The sequence below is a fragment of the Streptomyces sp. MK37H genome (assembly GCF_018035285.1).
Taxonomy (GTDB): Bacteria; Actinomycetota; Actinomycetes; order Streptomycetales; family Streptomycetaceae; genus Streptomyces; species Streptomyces endocoffeicus.
In genome coordinates this window covers 1-1,520 of record NZ_JAAAYH010000832.1, presented here as the reverse complement: position 1 = coordinate 1,520, position 1,520 = coordinate 1, and the positions used below count along the sequence as shown (strand labels likewise).

General features: G+C 74.9%; 1 protein-coding gene and 1 pseudogene. One reads left to right on the top strand and one right to left on the bottom strand.

Features of this window, described 5'->3' with window-relative positions; genetic code table 11:
- A pseudogene (locus GWI24_RS46460) lies at positions 1 to 478 on the top strand (hypothetical protein); the annotation flags it as partial.
- A gap of 106 nt (positions 479 to 584) precedes the next feature.
- Here GWI24_RS46460 and GWI24_RS44260 read toward each other — a convergent pair.
- Positions 585 to 1,466: a Cof-type HAD-IIB family hydrolase gene (locus GWI24_RS44260; protein WP_247617739.1), complete on the bottom strand. Its 882-nt coding sequence runs from the start codon at positions 1,464 to 1,466 to the stop codon at positions 585 to 587.
- Between the last annotated feature and the right edge of the window lie 54 nt (positions 1,467 to 1,520).

The window sequence follows — 1,520 nt, the reverse complement described above, 5'->3', positions numbered from 1 at the left end:
CCCGGTCGCGCCGTTCGCCACCTACACGGTGGACCTGGGTACCGGCGGCACCGCCGGTACCGGTGGTCCCGGTGGCACCACGACCGGCACCGCGGGTACGACCGGCGGCAACGGCACCTCGACGACCCTGGCCTCCACCAGCGGTAACCAGCTCACCGCCACGGGCGGCACCGGCGGTGGCGGCGGTGGCGGCGGCACGGCCGCCCCGGGCACGCCGGGCGCCGGCGGCATCGGCGGCACGGGCAGTAGCTGCAACAGCATCTACGTGGTCAACCGGACCGGTGAGAACGGCGAGTCCGGCGCCCTCGGCGGCGAGGGCGGCGACGCGGTCGACGGCATCGTGGAGCTGCCCCCGACGAACACCAGCGAGGGCGGTAACGGCGGCGCCGGCGGAGGCGCCGGTGGCGGCACCGCCCCGGGTGGCGCGGGCGGCAATGGCGCCGCGGGCGGCAACGGGTACGCCGTCATCTTCTGGTAAGCCGACTCCGGTGGGACACGAACGCCCCCGGCCCTGCGGCCGGGGGCGCTCGCGGGCCCGGAGGCCGGGGGCCGCGGCCGCGGGGCGGTTCCGTGCCGTCGTCCGGCTATCCGGCCAGGATCCGCTCGATGACGGCGGCGACGCCGTCCTCGGTGTTGGCGCCCGTGCGGTGGGTGGTCGCGGCGAGCACATCCGGATGGGCGTTGGCCATCGCGTACGAGGTGCCCGCCCACATCAGCATCTCCAGGTCGTTGGGCATGTCCCCGAACGCCACGACCTCCGAGGCCGAGATTCCGCGCTCGGCACAGCACCGGGCCAGGGTGCTGGCCTTGCTGACCCCGAGACCGCTGACCTCGAGCAGGGCGGACGGGCTTGAGCGGGTGAAGTCGCCGTGAACCCCGGCCACCGAGCGGGCCAGCTGGAGGAAGTCGTCCGGCGCGAGCTCGGGGTGGTGGGCGAGCAGCTTGAGGACCGGCATGTCGGCGTGCGTGAATCCGTCGTGGAGCAGCTTCTCGGCGGGGGCGATGATCGCGCCCGGGTCGAGGTGGAAGGGCGGGTACCGCGGTTCGTAGAAGATCCCGCCGCTGCGCTCCACCGCGAAGGAGGTGCCCGGGGCGGCCTCACGCAGCGCCTCCACGATGGCGAGGGCCCGGTCGGTGGCGAGCGGGCGGACCTCGACCGGCAGCCCACCCTGGTGCAGATCGACGACGGCGGCGCCGTTGGCGCAGATCGCCAGGCCGTGGCCGTGCACATGGGCGCTGACGACGTCCATCCAGCGAGCCGGGCGGCCGGTGACGAAGAACACCTCGATGCCCGCCCGCTCGGCCGCCGCGAGCGCCGCCACGGTGCGGTCGGAGACCGTCTTGTCGTCCCGCAGCAGGGTGCCGTCGAGGTCGGTGGCGATCAGCCGGGGCCGGGCCGGGGCGGGGCGGAAACGTTCTGGGGCCGGGGTGTTCGGCCGGTCGGTCGCAGGAGTCACGGCAACCATCCTCCCGTATATGCCGCTCATCGGTGGGGGGACGGTGCTCGGGTGGGCCTGCTC